The 19,597-nt window shown below is 35.3% G+C and carries 15 protein-coding genes and 1 pseudogene; 14 read left to right on the top strand and 2 right to left on the bottom strand.

Translation table 11 applies throughout. The features are described from left to right. The first annotated feature begins 10 nt into the window (after positions 1–10). From KBP50_RS14135 to KBP50_RS14080, 12 genes and pseudogenes are all read left to right on the top strand, one after another. A complete protein-coding gene (locus KBP50_RS14135; protein ID WP_050351964.1) occupies positions 11–313 on the top strand; it encodes a PTS sugar transporter subunit IIB in 303 nt (100 codons plus the stop codon). 18 nt (positions 314–331) lie between these two features. Then, complete coding sequence (gene celB / locus KBP50_RS14130; protein WP_232231200.1) at positions 332–1,609, top strand: PTS cellobiose transporter subunit IIC; 1,278 nt, start codon at positions 332–334, stop codon at positions 1,607–1,609. A gap of 905 nt (positions 1,610–2,514) precedes the next feature. Then, the gene (locus KBP50_RS14125; protein ID WP_050351965.1) at positions 2,515–2,871 is read left to right on the top strand and encodes a PTS lactose/cellobiose transporter subunit IIA; all 357 of its coding nucleotides are present in this window, start codon (positions 2,515–2,517) and stop codon (positions 2,869–2,871) included. Positions 2,872–3,090: 219 nt separating this feature from the next. Then, a complete protein-coding gene (locus KBP50_RS14120; protein WP_082240935.1) occupies positions 3,091–4,863 on the top strand; it encodes an exo-beta-N-acetylmuramidase NamZ family protein in 1,773 nt (590 codons plus the stop codon). 823 nt (positions 4,864–5,686) lie between these two features. Next, positions 5,687–6,166 (top strand): hypothetical protein, encoded by a 480-nt coding sequence (locus KBP50_RS14115; RefSeq protein ID WP_050351967.1) that lies wholly within the window; start codon positions 5,687–5,689, stop codon positions 6,164–6,166. A gap of 149 nt (positions 6,167–6,315) precedes the next feature. Continuing rightward, positions 6,316–7,885 (top strand): annotated as a pseudogene (locus KBP50_RS14110) (IS3 family transposase). Positions 7,886–9,237: 1,352 nt separating this feature from the next. After that, positions 9,238–9,390 carry a hypothetical protein gene (locus KBP50_RS14105; RefSeq protein ID WP_157858473.1) on the top strand — a complete coding sequence of 51 codons (153 nt, stop codon included), beginning with the start codon at positions 9,238–9,240 and terminating at the stop codon, positions 9,388–9,390. A 635-nt stretch (positions 9,391–10,025) separates the two neighbouring features. Further along, positions 10,026–10,166 (top strand): hypothetical protein, encoded by a 141-nt coding sequence (locus KBP50_RS14100; RefSeq protein WP_157858474.1) that lies wholly within the window; start codon positions 10,026–10,028, stop codon positions 10,164–10,166. Positions 10,167–10,570: 404 nt separating this feature from the next. After that, positions 10,571–11,053, top strand: a complete 483-nt coding sequence (locus KBP50_RS14095; RefSeq protein ID WP_050351970.1) for a hypothetical protein — start codon at positions 10,571–10,573, stop codon at positions 11,051–11,053. Positions 11,054–11,750: 697 nt separating this feature from the next. Continuing rightward, positions 11,751–12,527, top strand: coding sequence for a hypothetical protein (locus KBP50_RS14090; RefSeq protein WP_050351971.1), 777 nt, complete (start codon positions 11,751–11,753; stop codon positions 12,525–12,527). Beyond that, a complete protein-coding gene (locus KBP50_RS14085; RefSeq protein ID WP_128743426.1) occupies positions 12,524–13,759 on the top strand; it encodes a glycosyltransferase family 2 protein in 1,236 nt (411 codons plus the stop codon). The genes KBP50_RS14090 and KBP50_RS14085 overlap by 4 nt, the downstream gene beginning before the upstream one ends. Before the next feature lie 139 nt (positions 13,760–13,898). Beyond that, positions 13,899–14,129 (top strand): hypothetical protein, encoded by a 231-nt coding sequence (locus KBP50_RS14080; protein ID WP_050351972.1) that lies wholly within the window; start codon positions 13,899–13,901, stop codon positions 14,127–14,129. 400 nt (positions 14,130–14,529) lie between these two features. Here the strand turns inward: KBP50_RS14080 and KBP50_RS14075 are convergent, their stop codons facing one another. After that, positions 14,530–15,660 carry a M24 family metallopeptidase gene (locus KBP50_RS14075; RefSeq protein WP_050351973.1) on the bottom strand — a complete coding sequence of 377 codons (1,131 nt, stop codon included), beginning with the start codon at positions 15,658–15,660 and terminating at the stop codon, positions 14,530–14,532. Between the two features lie 299 nt (positions 15,661–15,959). Continuing rightward, positions 15,960–17,351, bottom strand: coding sequence for a sodium:solute symporter family protein (locus tag KBP50_RS14070; RefSeq protein ID WP_050351974.1), 1,392 nt, complete (start codon positions 17,349–17,351; stop codon positions 15,960–15,962). Between the two features lie 145 nt (positions 17,352–17,496). On the opposite strand from KBP50_RS14070, the gene KBP50_RS14065 reads away from it, so the two are divergent. Together KBP50_RS14065 and KBP50_RS14060 are read left to right on the top strand one after the other, a co-directional pair. Continuing rightward, a complete protein-coding gene (locus KBP50_RS14065; protein WP_050351975.1) occupies positions 17,497–18,369 on the top strand; it encodes a LysR family transcriptional regulator in 873 nt (290 codons plus the stop codon). 478 nt (positions 18,370–18,847) lie between these two features. Beyond that, positions 18,848–19,501, top strand: coding sequence for a YdeI/OmpD-associated family protein (locus KBP50_RS14060; protein WP_050351976.1), 654 nt, complete (start codon positions 18,848–18,850; stop codon positions 19,499–19,501). Positions 19,502–19,597 lie beyond the last annotated feature (96 nt).

Genomic DNA, 19,597 nt, shown 5'->3' with positions numbered 1-19,597 from the left:
GAAAACATACATGAAGATAACACTGCTTTGCGCATTGGGAATGAGTACAAGTCTTTTAGTGGAAAGAATGAAGAAAGCAGCTGATCGCAGAGGGATTGATGTGAAAATTGAAGCCCATTCGGTAGATGATATCGATAAGCAGCTAAAAAGTTCTGATGTCATACTTTTAGGTCCGCAAATTCGCTATAAGAAGAAGGAACTGTTTAAAAAAGCGGAAGAAGAAAATGTTCCAATCGCTATTATTGATATGCGAGCATATGGATCAACGGATGGTGAAGAAGTGCTGGAGCAAGCACTCCATTTAAAAAAATGACTATGAGGAGGGTATATTGTGAATCGTTTTAATGCGCTTATGGAACGTTACTTTATGCCAGTTGCTGGAAAAATGGCTGAACAACGTCATTTGAAGGCGGTTCGAGATGGGATTATCGCAACAATGCCACTATTAATTATTGGAAGTATCTTTCTGATTATTTCATCTCCGCCTGTAGAATCTTGGGCTGAATTTATGAAACCTTATACATCTACGTTGAGTATTCCTGTAAATGCCACCTTTGGATTGTTGGGTTTGGTTGCAGTTTTTTCAATCGCATATAGCCTTGCCAAGAGCTATGGTATGGATGAGCTATCGGCTGGTGTGCTTAGTGTAGCTACCTTTTTTGTAGCTACACCACTTACAGAAGATGGAAATATTCCTTTGAATTTAATGGGAAGTGAAGGTTTATTTATTGCGATCGTATTGGCGATTTTTACAGTCGAAGTATTTCGTTTTTTTGAAAATAGAAATATTATTATCCGTATGCCTGAAGGAGTTCCTCCATCTGTATGGCGTGCATTTACAGCGCTTATTCCTGGAGCAGTCATTATTTTCATTGTCTGGGGAGTAGATTTATTGTTGCGAAATGCTTTTGATCTATCGTTACATGGAGTTGTCGCCGCTATTTTAAGGCAACCTTTAGAGGCTATGGGAGCAAGCTTGTGGGGGGCAATTATTGCCATTATTCTCATTCATTTATTGTGGTCTTTTGGAATTCACGGGATTTCAGTTGTAGCAAGCGTAATGGCTCCAATCTGGTATAGTTTGACGGAACAAAACGTAGCCGCACAGCAAGCTGGTGAAGAACTACCATATATTATCGGTCAGCCATTTATGGCAATTTGGGTGACAGTTGGTGGTTCTGGCATGGCGCTTGCATTAACCATATTATTTGTTTGGAGAGCACGTTCGAGACATTTGAAAGGTCTGGGTCGAGGGTCTATTTGGGCCAGTTTCTTTAATATAAGTGAACCAATTGTATTCGGAGCACCAATTGTGATGAACCCATTATTATTTATCCCCTTTATACTTGCACCATTAGCAGTAGGGCTGATCACTTATTTTTCTATGTCAATTGGCTTGGTAGGAGAACCATATGTAATTGTTCCTTGGACTACTCCGCCACCATTTTCGGGAATATTAACCACAGGTGATTGGCGCGGTGGTGTATTAATGACGATTAATATAATCGTAGCCATGTTTATTTATTATCCATTTTTCCGTTTGTACGATAAAAAGCTCTTGGAAGAAGAACAGGCAAATGAGTCAGTAGCCCCTACGAAAGAAGATTAAAAGGTACTTTTATAGATGATAATACAAGAAAAGTGATAATCAATGCAGATGATTTTGGTCTTACAACTGGGTAACATATGAATTTAATTTATGCTCATCCATATGGTTAGTATCAAGTACGACTGCAATGGTTAATCTGCCATTTGCCAAGAAAGGTTTAGAAAAAAATACCCTAATTTGGGAATAGGCTTGTGTCTAGTATTTGATGCAGGCCGACCTGTTTTTTTCATCTCAAAGCAGTTTAACGCATCGTTCTGGATATTTTTTGAAAGGGGGACACATTAATTAAATCTACTAAAAGGGAGGTTTTGAAAAATGAGCTAGAGGCCTTGATTTCTATATAAATGGTTTGGTGATGTAATACATCTGGATAGTCACCACCATACGCATCTGTATATTCCGCAGTGATTGGATGTTGTTATAGAAGCTGCAGAAAAACACAACTTACCAGTTAGGATGTTTAAGGAAACAAAGTTTAAGCACAGAATAGTTAGTCCTAACTATTTTTATGCGGCATTTTATGGGGAGGAAGGAAAATATGTCCATTGAGGGCTACCACAATATTCTATCTGTAGAAATCATGTGCCACCCAGAGTTTATCCCGCATATAAGGTGCTGTAAGACTCCCACTTATCTGTACTACGACAAACCTAAGTGGGAGATAACAGCACCTAAATGCCCTATCTCGTAAAGGACTTTAGGTCATACCATTACGGTACTAATAATCAGCGGGGACGAATAAAAACACCCATTGATTGAAGATTCACTTTATCGATTCTTGCTTATATAAAACTAGTAACTATAACAGTAGAAGAATGAAGAAATAGATGTAATAGCTAATAAAAAGATTAAAGAATATATAGGAAAACAGGCTATAGAATTAATTCATTATGGAGGAATAGCAGATGGACATTGAAAATGTATCCATGAATATCATTTTACGTGCAAGTAATGCAAAAAAACATTTATATGAGGCGTTAAATTATGCCCGGGAGGCAGAATTTAGTCAAATTGAATCTACAATGAAACATGTTTCTGATGAATTATTAGAGGCGCACAAATTACAGACTAAACTTATTCAAGAAGACACTCAAGGGGGGTTAGAAAATTTATCTGTATTACTCATTCATGCACAGGATCATCTAATGTCAGTTATATCAGAAAAAAGCCTAGTAGGAGAAATGATAGAAATATATTGTAAACAGAGTGAGATAAGCAAAAAAGTAGACTATTTAATGACCCGGATGATTGATGGTAGTTGAAGCTAGAAAAAATAGTGTAAGGGATGTTTATAGCTAAGAACAATGATGGTATTTTTTGAAAGATAAGAAAGCATAAAATGAGGTGCTTGGGGTTAACGAAATAATCGAAGCCACGTCCGGCGCAAGCGCCCTGCAACGATGCGACTTTAGAAATGCGTCCTACGATAAGGCCTCATCGGTTCGTCGCTTAGGGAAGGTCTTCATTAGATACTATATCTAATGAAAAAATATGGAAGACAAGGGGGAATAAAAAAGGTGATGCTAGGTATGGAGGTTCTTTTAGATGGTCATTTAGAGTGGATTCAAGATAAACGAGTTGGATTGATTACGAATCATACTGGGGTTTCAAGTGATTTGGAGAGCAGCATTGATCTATTGTATAACCATCCTGAAGTAAATTTAACAGCATTATATGGTCCGGAACACGGCATACGCGGGGATCGTGAAGCAGGAGAATATGTGGAGTCGTATATCGATAAAAAAACGGGTTTACCTGTATATAGCTTGTATGGATCTACCTGGAAACCTACGAAAGAGATGCTCGAGGATGTAGATGTTTTATTATTTGATATTCAGGATATAGGTTCCAATGTTTATACTTATATTTACACGCTTGGTTTTGCAATGGAGGCAGCAGCAGAACATGACAAACAACTGATCGTGCTAGACAGACCAAATCCTATTGGTGGTACAAGGGTCGAGGGGCCGGTACGTTCGAAAGATGCTGTTAGTTTTATGGGCAGATTTTTGCTTCCTGTCAGACATGGCATGACAGTTGGTGAATTGGCTGTAATGTGGAACCATGAATATAGTATGGGAGTAGATCTAAAAATAGCTAAATTAAAGGGGTGGAAAAGAAATGTGTATTTTTCCGATACTGGACTTCCGTGGGTGATGACATCTCCGAATATACCGACTGAAAAGACAGCTTATTTATATACGGGAACAGAATTATTAGATGACACGTCATTGTCTATAGGACTTGGCACCACTAGACCGTTTGAATTAGTAGGTGCTCCATGGATTGATAGTGAAGCTTTAGCAAAAGAAATGAGAAACCGTGGTATTGCCGGCGTGAAATTTAGATCGGCATATTTTACACCCATGTTTGGAAAATATGAAGGTGAGCTGGTGGCTGGTGTACAAGTCCATCTGATTTATCCCGAAAAAGTTGATCTTGTTGCTTTAGGATTAAATTTGGTGGATGCGATGAGAGACCAGAATCCTGATAAGTTTGAGATGACGGAAAGTTACACCAATTTAATCGGGGATACAGACGTCCCTGAGATGATCATGAAGAACATGGAGGTTAATAAAATTATTGCTTCTTGGCAAGACGAATTGAATGAGTGGATGAAAGACGTTCGAAATAAGTATTTAATGTACCCGCCATTTCCAGCTGGATCTAAACCATACAGACCAAAAGGAGTATTGGGAATATTACCATTAGATTTGGCAGTTTCCCCAGGTCAAAATATTGCATTAGCTGTAAAAGGATATAATAAACACGGCAAAAAATTAGAGATGGATCCTGATTTAATTGATTGGACTGTTTCCAACGATATTGGATATGTGGAAAATGGTACATTCTATGCTGTAAAAGAGGGAAAAGCGCAATTAATCGCAACCTATCGTGATTACAAAGCAAATAGAAAAGTCGTGGTTTCCTCAAGAAATGTAAATAATATAAGATATGGTGTTCATTCCAATTATACAAGAGTTGTATTTGACTTAAACAAAACATTCGATGATTATGACATTATTAAAGATAATAATATGTTAAAAGTTCGGATACCGTATGGTAAAATTTCTGGAGAACTAAAACAGGAGGGAGGGACAATGGAAGTTACTAATAGCCCTGTATTATCATTTATTGAGTATTTGAAAGAAGAGGATGAAACCTTGGTTGCAGACTTTCATTTAAAAAAGGTAAGGGTTAATTATAAAATACCAGAGTATTCGTCTCGGTTAGTTATTGATATACAACATTAAAGTATTCTTAGCAACAGAACGAGGTATACGTATTTTTTTAGCAGATTTGTTGTCGCGCATTAACCTCGTTTAGAAGAAGAGCTTTTTAATAAATAAATAGTAAAGATATAGGGTTACTAAATAGGTTCGGTCCATATTCTTATTTGGGGTGTGGTCCGTTTCGTCTTTCATTGGAATGCTTTTATTTTGTAAAAGCTCAAAGTGAGAGTTTTAATCCAATGTACTGTAATTTATTTGAAAACTATTCTGTTCATTTTTTACAAATTACAATTTAAGCTGTATTTAAGTGAAACTTCAATGAGTAGAGGTTCTCCATCCCCTATTTACTTAGCAAAGTAGAACAAAGGCTACGAGCGAAACGTTCTTGAAAAGAATTTTCCCTAGTCAAGCACGGTGCTGTTTTAATAGACATTTCTTTGCCTTTTGTAAATATAGTGAGATTTCTCGGAAAAATAATTTAATTTACGTGCTCTATTTGCTCTCTGCATACCACCATCCCCTCATTTGTATTGTACTCAATAAATGTACGTGCGGTTCTTTTAGCTCTTTATTATTTATATCCGATTTGCTTTTACCACAATTTTTAAACAAATGTTATTTCACAAGTTCAAACGTGCAAAAAAACCGAACATATGTTAGTATTTATGTATAATAAATTTTAAGAAAATTTGAAAATAGTGAGGTGAAATAGAAAGTTTTAATGCCCAAACCATTATGGAATAACTGGTAGAGGTAGAACTAAAAATGAGAATGAACATATCTAAATGGTAATTAGTTGGAGCAGGCTGAAATTGGAACGATAATCATTATGGAGGGAAGTAAAATGGAAGTAAGTTGTTTGTCGACATGTTCAGTTTCTTTTGAGTGGCCGATAGTAAATGAATGGAATGGGTTCTATGAAAAGTTTCATATGAATCCAGCAGAAGAAATTCTCTATGATGAACAAGAAGAATATTTGTTTACGAACGAAGCTGAAACGGATAAGCACAAAACCGATATTTTACGTAAAGCATTTAATAACATTATTTTTGTCGAGCGAATACATCAGGTTGCTTATAATAAAGCTTTAAAAAACTCAAGCTTAAAATCAGAAGAAGACCATGTCGAAAAGATTTTTAAGCAGTTGCAAGCTGAATTAAACACACCGGAACAAAAGCGCTTACTTATCGAGTTAGAAGCAGCATGGAATAGTATGTATGCAGTTTTTCTCGAGTATAGCTATTGTCAGGGAATAGCGGATAGCCGTGTGATCCATAGAGAGCTTGAGGAGTATGGAATATGTATTTTAAAAGAATGTGGATAACAAGAGCGAGTTCAAACTTTATTTGACCTCAGAGTAAGGGAAAAATATAAAGATAAGATCAAAATACGCTCACATACTTTGATATGCTCCCAATATGGTAGACAGAGAAATAATAAAAACTTTCTACTACTACATTGGGGGCATTTTCTATGTCTAAAAGAAGAAGTAAACATACGTTAGATGAAAGAATCGAGGCGGTATTACGTGTGATTGAGGGATGGCGTCTGTCAGTACGATTGCTAAAGAATACTCTGTTGACCGTACTACGATTAACTTATGGGTGCGTAAATACGAAGCAGATGGGGTGGATGGTTTAAAGGAAACGAGGACATGGAAGAAGTATTCCAGCGAACTGAAAAGGGAAGCTGTTGAATTTTATCTAAATGGAGAAGGCAGTCTGAGAATGACTTGTGAGAAGTTTAATATTTCATCTAATTCGGTTTTACGTCAATGGATAAACCAGTATACTAGTGGGAAAGAGATAAAATCTACTAGTAAAGGAAGAGAAACCATGACAAAAGGGCGTAAAACCACACTTCAAGAACGCATTGAAATTGTCCAATATACGATTGCGAACGAACGCAATTATCATGAGGCGGCTAAAAAGTATAACGTTTCTTATCAACAAGTATATAGCTGGATACGTAAATATGAAAAAGATGGGAAACAGGGTCTTCAGGATCGTCGTGGAAAAACGCTAGAATCAAAGGCTAGCCTTACCGAAGAAGAGAAATTACAACTTCGTATTAAAGAACTGGAACACCGTAATCAGTATTTAGAGGCGGAGAATGGCTTATTAAAAAAGTTGAAGGAAATCGAAAGGGGGATGGGACAGCGCGACTAGGTAAACATCTAGCTAAATTTCAAGCGATTCATGACTATCATAAGGAGACAACAATACCCATTCTATTACTCTGTGACATTTTAGATGTATCCCGATCTGGGTACTATAAATGGTTGAAACATAAACCTACAGAACGACAAAGGGAAAATGAATGGCTCATGAAAAAGTGAAAGAGGAATTCAGAAAGTATAACGGTAACTTCGCTATCGTCGAATAACCATGGCGATCAATCGCAAATATAAGAAGCAATATGACGAGAAAAGAATTCGACGCTTCATGATTCAAATGGGCTTAAAATCGCATATTCGTCGCTCCAATGGCTATTCCACGAAGACAAGCTATATCAATATGGAAGAAAACATTTTGAATCGTGAATTTACTGCGGGGAAGCCGAATGAGAAGTGGGTAACGGATACCACGCATGTGACGTATGGCTTTGGTAACAAGGCTTATTTAAGTGCCATTAAGGACCTTTATGACGGTTCGATTGTCGCCTATCAGGTTGGGGGCGCTATAATGACAATCCTTTGGTTATGAACACGCTAAAAGAAGCTATAGAGGCAAATCCTGACGCACCCCCTTTAATTCACAGCGATCGTGGTTCACCATACACATCAAAGGAATATCGTTATCTTACGACGGAAGCTGGGATGAAACGCAGTATGTCACGTGTAGGCAATTGTATTGATAACGCACCAATTGAAAGCTTCTTTGGTCATTTTAAATGTGAAAGCTATGACTTAAAGAATTACAAGAACTTTGAGGCGCTAGAAAAAGATATTGATAAGTACATTACATTCTATAATGAGGAACGATACCAAAAGAGATTAAACAGCCTAGCACCATTAGAATACCGGCACCAGGCTGTGGCATAATTTTTTTATTTTTTCACTGTCTACTTGACAGGGCGCAGTTCATTTTGTTGATTGGAGGGCTTTTTTGAACAATAAAAATTAGTCTCTACGATATATGTTAGGATTTATAAAAATGGTTTTCTGTTAAATACGATTTTGGAAAATCGACTTCACTATTTCTTTTGAACCTTAGATGGTTTTTTAATCTCTTGTTACCACAATATTCCTTTTTCATTCGCTAAAACACTTAATTCCAAATGAATTACGCTTTAACACTTTTATGGTGTTATTTACTCTTTCTAATATAGCCATTATTAAATGGATCCATAAATGAGTATAATAGTTCTGTTTTCCTGGGCTCAAATGTATTTCTTACACGTTGAAATACTTCCAAATCTTAGTTTTCTTCATGGCTTCCATACAAACTTCTAAATTTGCTCTTAGGTATGTTTGTCGCTTTTCTTAAACCAACAATCTACTTTATTTTTTAGCTCGTACGTCTCTTTCATGCGAAAGCCTATTAAAGCAACTTTTGCACCTTTTCTTTTTCTTCTTCATCTACCTTATAATTGGAGCTATTTACTTCTTTTCATCTTTATACAAGATGACTTATCTAGGCCCCTTTGTACTTCAGGTTGCACTTCATCTAGCACTTGATATTACTTGCCTCATATCGTAAAATTGATCGGCTATGGATCGACGGATTTCCCAATACTTTTTTGTACAGCATATTTAAAGGATTTGGATAAATCCATCACGACTATTTCCAGACGTCCAGTATCGCAGGAGGACTGTAGATAGTTTTTAATCGTATCCACATATAGGTCCGTCTGGCTGGTTGCGGACGGTAACTTTTCTGTTTCATTCTAGCTACCAGCTGTTGGATATTTTCTTTCAGATTTTCTCCATACTTTTTCTTCGTGGTACCTTTCACCCCTGTTGCCTTGTTACCTGGCAATTCGTAGTGGCTTTGTATCAAACACTTTTCGTCTATATGGTGTATGAGTGATGTGAATTTCATTTGGGGGTATTCCTTAGCCAATTCTGCTATCCTTACAAGTTTTGTTTCCGCATCTCTTATCTTTTAGATTTTTTTCTTGAAGAATTAATTCATCAAAAATCTTTTTATATTTAGTCGTTATTTCCGCAATTTCTTCAGGCACTTGATTTATATGTACGTTCTTCAAATTATAAATGCGCCTTTTATAATTTAAAATCCTATTGTTTTTCGTACGTCCAAAGATATTTTCCAGCTCTTTAACCATCTCTTTGCTTATTGATGTTCTATGATATGAGTTTATGGTAACATATGAATAAAATATATTACTGTAATATTTAATAAATGATTGCTATAAAAAGGGGACATTTATACGGTGAATACGAATACGTTTTTCATTCCAGCTGGATTATTTATTGGTTTAGGCATCGGATTAGCCATAGATAAAGCGGCGGCAGGAGTGTTTATTGGCTTTGGTGGAGGTCTTCTCTTATCAGCACTTTCATCTTCTTTCCGGAAGAAAAGTTAGAATGATTTACTTCTTGGAATAATCGCGGCAAATAAAAACGGGGTTAAATTGCGGATCGACGGGATCAAAACAGCTTTGAGCAGTCAGTTGTTGATAATCAGTCGTCGATTGGTGTTTCAGTTATTAAAATACAATATCTGTTAATAGTCAATATATTTTTAGCCTCTACACTTATGTGGTGGTGTCTTTTATCCCGACAAGGTTTATAAGCAAACAAAAAAACACACGCCTTCCCCTCTCTTTTGTTAACCCTAAGTTTTCAGCAAAGGATAAAGGAGAGGAAAGCGGCAAGATCATTTTATCATAGAGTTATTAGAGATTAAAGACAAACATGTAGATGTATGGAATATAGAAAAGGATTACAATAAATGGTTGATCGAACTTTATACCGAAGTTAAAAAACAAAAATGTGCTTTAAGGAACCGACTAAGCGGATTCATAGTTATAGAATGCAGTCTATACAGGTGGCCACTCTTATCCAATACATCTGTGAAAATTATACTAAGAAGCGTTATTTATGTACGCATTGCCATCATACGTTCTAAGAGCGATGCAAATGGTGGATTGCTATCAGCCGACATCAACTAAAAACAAATAATTTATTCCGTGTGCCACTAATGATAAGTATAAAGAGGATGCAGGGGGAGAAAAGTTTCAGACAGTTTATTGCAGATGTTGAAAATAAAATGAATCCGAAGCAAGATAAGGGGAAGAAAAGACCGAGGTATTGGGATCGTGTACAAAGACCTGAACAACAAAAATCTGCTTTTAATTAGCGCGTTTGAGGTAATGACAAATCCAGCTACGATATTCTCATTATTGATCCAAAATTCTTAGTGATTTTTCCTTCGTATTCAGATCTCACTTAAAAATATAAGGATGAGCATAGATACACCCAATATTTAACTATTTATTTTCTCTACATCAAGTTTAATTTTAAAAGTAACACAGGTTCAAACGTGCAAAAAACCGAACGTATGTTAGTATTTGTGTATGGTTAATTTTTTGAAAATTTAATTTAGCGAGGTGAAAACTTCTAAAATGTTCAAAATCACTATTGAATGATTTGGGGGAAAGTAAAGTGAAAGGAAAACTGTAATGAAATTACAAGAAGTTTATAATGATGAGCTAATAGGCATGAGGTAGTACGATAACCTTAATCTTAATGGAGGGATATAAGATGAAAGTGAGAGCTTTGTCGGTGTGCCATGAAAAGTCGCATTATCCTCAAGTTGTAAATGAATGGAATGGGTTTTATGATTTCTCACACATGGAGCAAGCAGTAGAAATAATGTACGATGAACAAGAAAAATATACGTTTATAGACGATAAAGAAGCAGAAAACTCGAAAACTTATATTTTGCGTAAAGCATTTAATAACATTATTTTTATTGAGCGCATACATCAAGTAGCTTATCGTAATGCTTTAATAAATTCAAATTTAAAAGAAGAAGAAGACCGTGTTGAAAAAGTTTTTAAGCAGTTACAAGCAGCATTAACTACCAAGGAACAACAAGATTTACTTACCGAATTAGAAGCTGCATGGAATAGTATGTATGCAGTTTTTTTAGAATATAGTTATTGCCAAGGAATAGCCGATAGTCCTGTGATTCATAGAGAGCTAAAGGAATTTGGAATTTGCGTTTTAAAGGAATGTGCATAGTCTGGGCTATCTTTACCTATCGTTAGAATGTATCCCACGTAGAAGCAATAAATTAGATAAAATTATGATAAATTATTGCTAAAATGCTCTTTATCATAAAACACGCTGAAGTTAGAATAATTTTCTACTAACTTCTGTAGTGTTTTTTTTTGCGCAAATTTAATTAGAAAGCCCAGAGATAAGAAAGGGCATACTGAAGGCCGAATTGTTTAATGAAAGGTTTGCGTATTATATGTTTCCAAAACAATGAAGTTAAGAATAAAATATTTAAAGTAAGGTTATTAGTATAATAAGAACAGGATAGCATATTTTACCGGTTACTTTTAGGTGTAAAAAGCCCTGATTTTAATTGATAGTATGTTATTATATGATACGTTGAAATTGTAATAGTGTTTAGAATTAAGATATGTATCTATGATATGCCTTCAAATTATGTATGAGTAAAAATGAGTTCTATATGATTTTCGTCAATTCCTTGCCAGTAAATCGATAAATAATGTCACATACTTGTGACCTTTCGCCCGTGAAGTTTCATCCATAGCTATACGAGCGACACGGGATACATCTATATTATCCATCGCAAATGACTTGTCGTATTTTCATAAAAAATATGTAACTATGTATATGGATGAAGCTAACTGATAATAATTTGTGCGCATTTCTCGCTACTTCATTTTACATCAGGAGTGATCACAATTTGAAGAATGAACGATTATATATACTTATGGCTTGTTGGGCTCTTTCTGTCGGTGTTCAATTAATATTCCCTCCTACCTTATTTTTTGTTCAAATCAGCATTATTCTAGTAGTATTGTTCATAATGACTGGCTTTAGAACCAGTTTTAATTTCTTTATTTTATTAACGACTATTCTTGTTTATGGTTTTGCTTTAACCATATATGCTTTTAATCAGCAAATACATGATCAGGGACAATATCAATATATTTTAGCACATGTACTATTGACAATTTCTTTATTGTTAAGCTGGCTTATGATCCATGATTTAAATTCGCTTAAGCAGAAGCTGCAAGAACTGCAAGTACGCTTGCAGCTTCTGGAAAAATACGATGCACAAACAAAAGCTTTATCACTTCAAGAATTTAAAGAGCGTGGACTTCTTATTGAAACGGGTATGCGCCGTCGTGGGGAAAAAGGTCAATTGTTACTTTTTACAATGAAAAAAGATATACCTTTAGCGGTACAAGCTTCTTTGCGCCAAGAGTTTATTAAAGCCTGCCTTCAAACAGTTAGATCGAAGTTTGATCTCGTTACATCACCAACCGAAGAAAGTGTCTTCATTTTTCTTCAAGGAACAGATGAAATGGGTCGTAAAATCGTAATTAATCGTATCATCAAAACAATGAAAGAGAATATTAACTTTCTTTCCCTTCCTTATCATATAGAAATGTATGAAACGGAAAATCTTAAAGAGACATTAGATTCTTTGTTACGTGAGAGGGAGATCAGCTTGTGAATATAATATTAATTGTAATCATGGCGTTCTTTTGGGGATTGTTACTATTTTATTCCATGTTAATGCTAGCGGGTGTTTACTTTCGGGTAAAGAAACAAAAACAAGGATCTAGGCTTCAATCGTATCCATCCGTTTCTATACTAATACCTGCACATAATGAGGAAATCGTTATTCAAAATACGTTACATGCAATGAGTCAATTGGAATATCCTGGCGATTTGAATATATATCTATTAGACGACAATTCAACAGATAATACCGCTCACATTGGAAAAGACTTTCAGAAAATATTTAGCAAAATTCACTACATCCCAGTACCACCAGGTGAGCCTAAAGGAAAATCGAGAGTGCTCAATTATGGGCTTTCCTTGATCCGATCAACATATTTTTTAGTATATGATGCCGATAACGAACCAGAGCCTGATGCTGTGCGTTTGTTAGTAGAGAAAGCCGAATCAACGCCACATGCGGCGGGGGCTGTTGGCTATGTGAAAACGAAAAATGCATACAAAAATTTATTAACACAAATGATTGCTTTAGAGTTTCAAGTGTTCCAACTGTTAATACAATGTGGTAGATGGCAGCTGTTTAAAATTGGTTCTTTAGCTGGTACGAATATGTTGCTAAAACGCCACATTATTGAACAAATTGGTGGGTATGATATGTATGCATTGGCAGAGGATGCTGAATTGACTATTCGATTAACTGCAGCAGGTTACTTATTGCCGGTTGAAGCGGAGTCAAAGACATGGGAACAGGAACCAGAAACGCTAAAAACATTTATAAAACAACGTACTAGATGGATGATTGGAAACATTTATTTGCTTGAGAAAGTGTTTACTTCTCTTAAGTTTTGGCGAAAAAAAGCATTTCATCAATCGATGCAGCATATAACCGTTTATCTGTTTTTTGCGTTACTATTGCTATTTTCACACATATGTTTTATTGGAGGTTTATTAGGCTGGTTTGAACCAAAGTATACTACTCCAATACTGATGCTCTGGTTTATGAGTTATATTGTCTATACTTCACAATTAATCGGTGTGATGGTAGTCGATCAAGATGTATCACCGATAAAAGTAATCGTCGCGATTATTATGTATTTTACGTATGCGCAATTATTTGTGCTTCTACTGGGGCGAAGTGCAGTTATTTATTTATGGAAAAGGTTTATAAAAAAAGAAACCATTCAGTGGGATAAAACAAATCGCTTTAAGAATCGAGCGGGGTAGAGATATGTTGAAAAAAAGCTGATCTTAGCCGGGGGTGTTGAATTATTGCTCGTATTGCATTAATTTTTGGGGATGAGCAAACAGACTCGGAACAAATTAGTCGGCAGATGAATTTAGTCGTATTGTGGATTAATACTATATGGATGATTCTGGAGAAATAAAACCATATGGTACAGAGGATAATAGAAGAATATCTTTTGGAAGAATGCCTAGGTTTATATATGCATGGTTAACTGAAAAGAATCGAACAAAGGAAATGGACCAGTTGATGTGTACGAACCAGGATGAATTCGTATTAAATCAAGAAGACAATACTTTTTCACATGACGGATTAGGAATGGGAAAGGAGCATCTATTATTGCTTGGGTAGATGATGCAATAATACGATCAATAATGAAAGCAGAACATCCATTATGAAGTTATTACTCATACTATTAGGAACACCAAGTTTGACCAGGGAACTTTTATGATTGGGAACAAAAAAGCCCCGGCAAAGGGTTGTTTTAACGGTCCTCCGAAAGAAGTCTCCCCCTCTTTAAGCGTGTGAAGCGCAAGCCCAACGGTAAGGGGGAAGATGAATTTCGGTTGAGCGATTTTTCTTTTGTACTATAGAGCGCGAGCCACCATTTATCATGAAAAAACTTTTGCTTTATAATGTTTAGATTCTTAAAATACTGTCTAAAATAAATGAGTTAGATAAAATAGAGTTGTTTTTTCATACAAAAGTGTAAGTTTAAAGTAACTTTTCGTTATTAATAAATGCCTAAAAGCTAAAATATTAGATGTTCTATATTTCTAGGGTACTCTGTAATAAGTTCTGCGCCATTATTTGTTAGAATGACAGTATCTGAATGGCGGAATCCCCCAACCTCAGGTACATAAATGCCTGGTTCTACGCAAAAAACCATACCTTCCTTCAAGGAGAGTTCATTATCAAAACGAAGGGAAGGTTCTTCGTGAAGGCCAATGCCTATGCCATGCCCTGTTCGATGGTTCATGTATTCTTCCAAGCCTGCTTCGGAAATGATAACACGAGCAACTTCATTAACTTCAGACGCCTTCATACCAACTTTTATTTGGTTTAATACTTCATTTTGGGCTTTTATAGCAATAGAAAATACAGCTTTTTGCTCAGTAGTCGGCTCGCCGATAAAAAATGTTCGCTCGCACTCGGCTCTGTATCCATTAATAGCTACTTGTCTACTATGAATAATAATGTCGGGTTTTTTTAATAGCCTTGTGTTAGAAAAAACATGAGGCATATTGGTCCTTGCTATACCAGATGGAGACATTACAAAATAGTCTAAAGTAGAATGTGGATGCTTTTTTGCTACTTCTTTAAACAGTACCGTATTTCCAAATTGGTCTAGTTCAATTTCTGTAATTCCTTGACGTGCATGGTTTAATGATTCTTTTAAAGCTAAACTCACTAGCTTACCTGCTTCACGTATGCTATTTAACTCTTGGTTGTCCTTAACAAATCTCATTTTAGTAATATATTGATCAATGTTTACTAATGAAAATCCTTTATTTACTATCATGTCCCTAAGAATTACTGGTAATGTGGAGAATTCTATCCCTATTCTTGCATGAGCTGGAAATTGCTGCAAAAGTTGTGAAAAGTAGTCTAAATAGTTTTCGTTGTTTTTGGAATACATTTTTGTTTCATGATATATGTAATAGTTATCTACATTCGTTTTTGCCTTGGCATGCTGTTCTTCTAAGGAAGGTATAATGAAATGTGTTTTCTCTTCACCAATTCCTAATATAATCGGTCTTGAATAAGTGATCGCTTTCAAACCAGTAAAATAAAATTGATTTTCAAAATTAAAGATAATAGCCGCATCAACTTCTAAATTAGAAAAATCCTCTCTAAAACTATTTAATCTTTGGTCGTACATAGTCATCTTCCTTTCTTTATGTTTATTTATCCAGCGTGAAATGTGCCTTAACTCCTGTTTAAGAATTAAAGTCTGAGTGAGAGATAACGGCACTTAAATGTCCAATTCGTTCAGGTTGATAAGTTGTCGATTGTAGGAGGAGTGTCAAGGGAACTTAAGAGTTTATCCTTACTTTTGTTCTACTTCTATTAGTTAAAATAAAGTAAAAACTTCATTCAGCAGGATTTTTCCCATTTCTTTCATTCTAAAAGAAAAAATCTATTACGTTCTAATATCGAAAGAAATCTTTATCATCAGTTTCAATAAGTGATTGTCTTTTGCTTTGTAAAAACGGTCACTATTAGTAAAGTAAGAATTGCAATTGGAATGGAAATTAAAGAACTGTTTATTCCCAATGGGTTTCCAGAAAATTCCCAGATAAGCGTTGATATGACACCAAGAACCATTGAACTAATTCCAGCTTGTTTGGTTACTTTTGGCCATAGAAATATCGCTAACAATGCTGGGGTTATTCCTGCTCCGTAAACTGTATAGGAATACATTTGTATTGCTAACACAGAAGGAAAAAAGGAAGTAAGTAAAAAAGCAATTACTCCTAAAATCGGTATTAACATTTTCATAAACATTAGTTTTTGTTTATCGCTTGCATGTTTGTTAATATACGCCCCATAAATGTCAAAGGTAATATTTGTTGCAGCAGAAAGAAGATAGGAATTTCCCGTTGTTACTATAAATGCTGTTACAGCTGCAATTAATAGTCCGCCAATAAATGATGGAATAACTAGAGTAGTAGCAATTAAGGCCATACCTGGGTCAATGCCAGGGAAAATAGTTTTAGCACTAAATGCGATAAGTGCAACAATAGGCGTTGCAATCAGCATTCCAATAATCCAACCAATGGTTCCAATTTTGGTTGTTCTGTTACTATTTGAAGCTGAAATCCTTTGGTACATATTTTGATCCCCTAGTAATAGAAAAAGTGCTGGGACGTAAAATCCTAATAGTTGTAATGGTGTAAGGTTCCCAAGTAAATTAAAACGCTCACTAGGCATTTCTGCTGCTATATTACTCCATCCACCGCTGACTGATATAACCAGTGGGACGGCAATAATTAATCCGATAAGTATCAAAAACGCACTAAATGCGTCTGTAGGGGCAACTGACATTAGTCCTCCTATGGTTGCAAGAAATATAATAATGGCAGCACCGAGGATCGTTCCAGTTTCCACAGATATACCAGTAGAAACATGCAAAATAAATCCAACACCCTTAAATTGATAAGAGACAATCCCTACATACGCCAGAATAATGACGATAGTTGAAATGAAACTAGCAACTGGACCGTATTTCATATTCAAGACTTGAGAAATAGTATATTTCCCATAGTTTCTAATTTTTGCTGATATAGCCATTAATAGCATGATTCCTATCAAAGAAGGGGTTACATAACCTATGCCTGGCCATATGCCATGTGAGTATGCAATTGAATTCGGTCCACCAGTAACTGTGCCACTTCCGACCCAAGTAGCAAGTAAAGTTCCCATTAAGACAATAGGTCCTAATGACTTTCCAGCAAGAATGAAGTCATCACTATTGGATACTTTTTTAGAATAAATTACCCCCAAAATAATCATAAATATTCCATATCCAATTACATACCAGAGTAAATGGGGATTAAATTCTAGTTCCAATAATACCACCTTCCTTCAATGAAATGATTGTAATATTCAGAAGTAATTGTTATCTTTAATATCTAATTCTAAGTTAAATTTATGTATATATCCAATTCGATTTTTATTAACAATTAAGTCGAAAAACATATTAGTGGAGGTAAAAATGGAAATAAGACAACTAATGTATTTTATAGCTGTTGCAGAAGAGTTAAATTTTGGGAAAGCTGCTGCAAAGTTAGGGATGACGCAACCACCTTTAAGTCAGCAAATAATAAAGCTAGAAGACCATTTGGGAGTCAAATTATTTCAACGAACAAGTAGAAAAGTAACATTAACAGAGGCTGGACAATATTTTTATAAAGAGGTTGTAAAAATTAATGGGCATTTGAGTAATGCCATTAAAGAAACAAGACTTGTTGACAAAGGAAAGCTAGGGGTTATAAAGATAGGATTTGGACCAGATTATGTAACATTAACAAAGTTGTTAAAGATCTATGAAGAAAGGTTTCCAAATGTAGAGATTCATCTAGAACAAATGTCAACGAAAGAACAAATAGCAGCATTAGAAAAAAAAGGTATACAAATTGGTATTTTACCTGGTCCTATTAAGCATAAAAATATTGAATCGAGGGTGGTTCGACATTATCCATTTAATGTGGTATTACCTGTTAATCACCATCTGGCGAATAGCAGTGAGGGGATTGATTTATTTGATTTAAGGGAAGAATTATTTATTATGACGCCGCGTGAGATAGGGTCTGTATATTACGATAAAGTTATTTCCATTTTACAAAACGCTGGTTTTAGTCCCCGAATACGTAAAAAAACGTATGAGTTACAAACAGTAATTCCATTGGTTGCAGCGAATATGGGGGTAGCTATTTTACCAGAAATGTTGAATTATTTTAGACGAGAAGATGTTGCTTTTGTTCCAATAAATCATTGTACTGAAACACTGAATTCTAGTATTGCTTGGAATAATGAAGATCGATCACCTTTAATCCAATTATTTATGAAAATTGCTCAAGAAATATAAGTTGGATGAAGAAGATATGATATTTTGGCAGAGATTTGCATCAGGTAGCAAGCATTTAACATAGTACAGACATTTCCTAACTAAAAATAAACATGAATGCGTGCTCAACAAGGTGCGACCGCCGAGACTCTTTGCATTAAAGGGATAAATTCAAATTTCAATCCACGCACCTATACAAGGTGCGACAGTGATTTACACCTAAATATTTACAGAAAAATTATTTTTTATATGCCTTATTCCGTCTATTATATAAAAATACGATTATAACTTCTATTTTATGTCAAATTCTTGAAAAATACAAAGAAATTTTGGTGCGAATCCCCTAGGGTTTTTATGTGCACTTCAGGTTCGCACCAACGTTTTAATTTAATATGAAAAATAAAGGTTTGTCTTTCTGTAAATAATAACATAAAGTTAAAATAAGTTGTTTATTAAATCACACCTATAAGAAACAAGGTATAAAAAGGAGTGTAACCAAGTGTCCATCATAGATAAATTAAACTTGCAAAAATATACAAATATGTATATCATTAACCAACCAACAGATTATGACATTTTTACTGAGCAACAGACCACGCTTTCCAAAAATCATGACGCTGTCTTTATTTTTGTGGAAACGCTTAATGAAATGGTTTTGTATATTCAAAGATTCCTTGATGATAACCAGCTCTTACAGGAAAAGGGCTATATTTTTTTCGCATACCCTAAAAAAGGTAATACCCGTTATGAAACGTTTGTCCATAGAGATGAAATATTTCCTGCAATGGAAGTAGATGACGATGGTTACATACGTAATAGTGATATTAAATTTGCACGTATGGTAAGTATGGATGAAGTATTCACTGTTGTTGGGTTAAAACGTGAAAAAAAGAAAGCAACAAAAACTACTGCTACAAGTCAGTGCGTAGCCGATTATGAGAAGCATGTTGGAGATGTGGAATTATTGCTAACAGATCATCCTAATGAATTAAAATTTTTCAAAAGTTTAACACCTGGATATCAAAAAGATTGGGCACGTTTTATATTTTCTGCCAAACAACAAAAGACGCGCGATAAACGTCATCGACAGATGCTAGACGTTCTATCCCAAGGGTACAAATCTATGGATTTATACAGACAAAATAAGAAATAACTCTTAGGAGTAAGCCGCTCCCTTTCCTGATCCATGAGATTGAGACTGTTTATCCCGTATGTAAGGCGCTGTAAGACTCCCACTTCAAGGGTTGTG

The organism is Virgibacillus pantothenticus (assembly GCF_018075365.1).
In the GTDB taxonomy this organism is placed as follows: Bacteria; Bacillota; Bacilli; order Bacillales; family Amphibacillaceae; genus Virgibacillus; species Virgibacillus pantothenticus.
Note: the sequence above shows the minus strand (reverse complement) of the source record. Positions and strands in the feature narration are given on the sequence as shown.